The sequence below is a fragment of the Pseudomonas sp. CCNWLW23 genome (genome assembly GCF_037095675.1).
GTDB lineage: Bacteria > Pseudomonadota > Gammaproteobacteria > Pseudomonadales > Pseudomonadaceae > Aquipseudomonas > Aquipseudomonas atacamensis.
The window spans coordinates 1-3,119 of record NZ_JBAWKM010000048.1 but is presented as its reverse complement, the minus strand read 5'-3'; the positions used below and the strand labels follow the sequence as shown (position 1 = coordinate 3,119).

Below are 3,119 nucleotides of genomic sequence, written 5' to 3'. Positions count from 1 at the left end.
TCCATTTTCGAGCTCAAAGCCTCCATATACGCAGTCAAATGTGACGAGGGAATCAAACATCGCTGAAACTATCATTTTATTTTCTCTAGAACGATGGTTTTCATACTATGGAGATCAGTAATCTTACTACCGTCTGTGCGTAGGAACGTGTGCCCCGAGAATCGAGCATCTAGACCTCCATCCTGGATAACCCTGACGCCAACCGACTCAAGATCGGCTGCACTTGGTAGTTTTCCATACGTGGGGAAACGGGGACAGACCACGTTTTGGAGTGCGTTGTAAACGTGGCCTGTCCCTATTTACCCTTGTTCGAAATTTCGCTTCCGAATTTATTGCTCTGTTGAGTATTGAGGAAACGGGGACAGACCATGTTTTCGAGTGCCTTCTATACGTGGTCTGTTCCCTTCCCCCCCAAGAGTACCCAGCTTTTGCATTCAACGTGGTCTGCACCCATTTATCTCTCAGACGATATCGACAATCAGCGTGGCGACCTGCGCGGAGCTCAGAAGGAGAAAAAATAGCGAAATTCGGTTTTACGAATTATCAAAGTTTGATAAAAGATCATCCAGCACTTGTCGTTTTCCGACAGCGACAACTCCTCTATCAAGATCATCAAATTCACCAATCTTTGCCATTAACAGTCCGTTCCCCTCCGCCACATATTCGAAGAGCATCAGATCTTCCGAAATCTTTCCAGACCAGCCAATGAGTAAGGCTTCTTCCATATCCAAATCTATAGGCACAATGGCTACATAAGAACATCTCTCAGCCAAGAACGCCTCCAGAATTGTCCCATCTAAAAGATCCGATAGGCGAATACCTCCAAAAAACTTTAGCTTCCCATCGCGCTCCATGGTATGCACTATCGAATGACTTCCTTGGGGAACTTCAATCCCCCGTGATTTGAACCCACCCCATAGCCCTAAATATTTGACGATTCTCGTGCCTGGCTGCCAAGCCGAGTTACCCAAAAGCAACCAGGCTGCATATCCCGGCATATTTTCGACAACGCGTTCATGTATGAAGTCGAATATTGTTTCCAATGACTCATGAGGCTTCGACGCAATAAAACTAGCTGCAGACAACTTTAATCTGCATTTTCCGTTACCCTCATTCAGATTGATTGTCTGATTCGAATCAGATACGTCATTTTCTCCCAAAATTTTGATTTTAGTAATGATAATAATTTCCCGCTTCGTCGTTAAAATGCGCCCCGCGATTTTGCGGATCACCTTCCCCGCAATCATGTCCCGCTGTGTCGTCACGAATTCTCACTGTCCGCGTACCGCCACCTGAAGCGGGAACCTCAAACTCATAAATGGCTCCGGGCTGAGGGTTGCCCCGTTTGTCGACACTTTGAATTACTCGGCTAGGCTGCTGAATGGTCGGGGGAAAATGCGGACAGACCACGTTTTGGAGTACTTTTTCAACGTGGCCTGCCCCCATTCATCCACACTCTTCCAATACCGTTTCAACGTAATTTTCCTTCACTTAACCCTTAGCAATCAGGGTTACCTTCCACAACTTACCATCCTCTGAAAACTCCATACGTAGATCGTATGTTGAAAACTGATATTTGCACCACTGCCGGACTTTACCAATCAACATATCAACTTTAGCAGATGCTCCTGCGTCTGCCGTACCCAATACCTGAGTGACATTTTTGGCAGTCCAAGCATGAGCAGCCCGATCAAGCACATATTCGTTATACGGTGAATAGCCTTCATCCTCCTGCACAAAAAAATGAATGTGATTTAATTGTCCCGCACGAAACCCAAGCTCTATCCCAGACTTTATAAACTTGTAATATTTTGTTTTCCCGCCTGGATCATTATAGGCATCAGGAGTCTCTGAAATGACGGGCTTTTCTTCAAAACGTTGCCATAGACCCGTGATGACTGATCCATTCTCATCTTGACCGAGAGCGTGAATAAAGTCAGACCAAGTATTCATTATTTGATAACCCCAATCTCTCGATTTCTTTCCACTATTTTTTTAATTGTCTCATCGACAATTTTTGAATCATAACCTCGATTGCGTAAATTTTCTCGCAATGCGTCTGTATCACGGCACACCGCGCCGCACAGATCAATGGCGTCCTGTTGAACCTGTGCACGGGTATTTTTACCCCCATACGTGGGACCCGCAATGTGGACATCGCGAGGAACCTCCACGGCTGTTGCGTTTTGGTAAAGCGATTTGGCCTCCACCTCTGTAAGGGGACGACCTAATTCAGCTTCTTTTGCCGTACGCAATGCAGCAAAGGAAGGGATGTGGTCGTGCTCTAACGCGTCAGCAACTACTTCTCTTGACTTGAGATTCTTATAGGAGTCAACCTCAAGTTCTTGAACCGGTGCTTTGGACGCTTCGTTTCCTTTTACACCACCCGTACCCTTTACGTCGGCTTCCTTTGTGGCAGTCGTACCTTTCCCGGTTGCCCTACCCGGAAAAATTCCACCCCCCATCTGGATCGCGACAGCACCCAATTTTGCAAAGAAACCACCTTCCTGTAAATTCACGATGGAGGCTATTGACCCAGTGGAGTTTAGATTCCCTCCCTGAACAACTCCTACCCAATAGGCTTCTCCACTTTTGCCTTCACTTCGTAGCGTCGCTATCAGCTTCGAGAACTTTTCGTCATCGTCGGCCAAATCGTGGGAGATTTGACGGCAGGTATCAGGTGCCCCTTTACAAAACTCGTCCAGCTCTAACTCTCTTTGCTTGTCAAGCGCTTCATATTTATCCCTGACAGCAAGCTTTTCCTTATCCGTGGTCTTGCTGTCCATCTCAGCGAGCATCTCTTTCACCTCACGGTGGTAGAGATAGTTATAAGTCGTGGCACTCCCGGCGATGCTGGCTCCCAACTGTGAATTGCCATCAACGAGGGCCGCTGCAAGAACACCCGTGAGTTGGGACAACATCACCTGCAGCTGATCATTGCCAGCGGCGAACTTCACCAGCGTATTCATCGCAGCTTCATTCAGCCCAGCAGCCGCCGCACCGGTAGCAAAATCCCCGCCAGTTACTTCGGAAATCAAACCGCCCATCAGCGCATGCGCGACAACTTTTACTACGCCACCTTCCGGGAACTTGATCGTTTGATCGCCAACGAAATTGAA

Annotated in this window: 3 protein-coding genes and 1 pseudogene; all 4 read right to left on the bottom strand. The window is 47.4% G+C overall.

The annotated features are described in order from the left end of the window. Positions 1-533 precede the first annotated feature (533 nt). On the bottom strand, positions 534-1,265 hold the full coding sequence (locus V8J63_RS27600; protein WP_177434005.1) for a hypothetical protein: 732 nt from the start codon (positions 1,263-1,265) through the stop codon (positions 534-536). Next, positions 1,171-1,446, bottom strand: coding sequence for an HNH/endonuclease VII fold putative polymorphic toxin (locus V8J63_RS27960; RefSeq protein ID WP_125927969.1), 276 nt, complete (start codon positions 1,444-1,446; stop codon positions 1,171-1,173). Before V8J63_RS27960 ends, V8J63_RS27600 begins: the two co-directional genes overlap by 95 nt. A gap of 45 nt (positions 1,447-1,491) precedes the next feature. Continuing rightward, a complete protein-coding gene (locus V8J63_RS27595) occupies positions 1,492-1,953 on the bottom strand; it encodes a hypothetical protein (protein WP_016775045.1) in 462 nt (153 codons plus the stop codon). Then, a pseudogene (locus V8J63_RS27590) lies at positions 1,953-3,119 on the bottom strand (hypothetical protein); the annotation flags it as partial. The pseudogene V8J63_RS27590 and the gene V8J63_RS27595, both read right to left, overlap by 1 nt.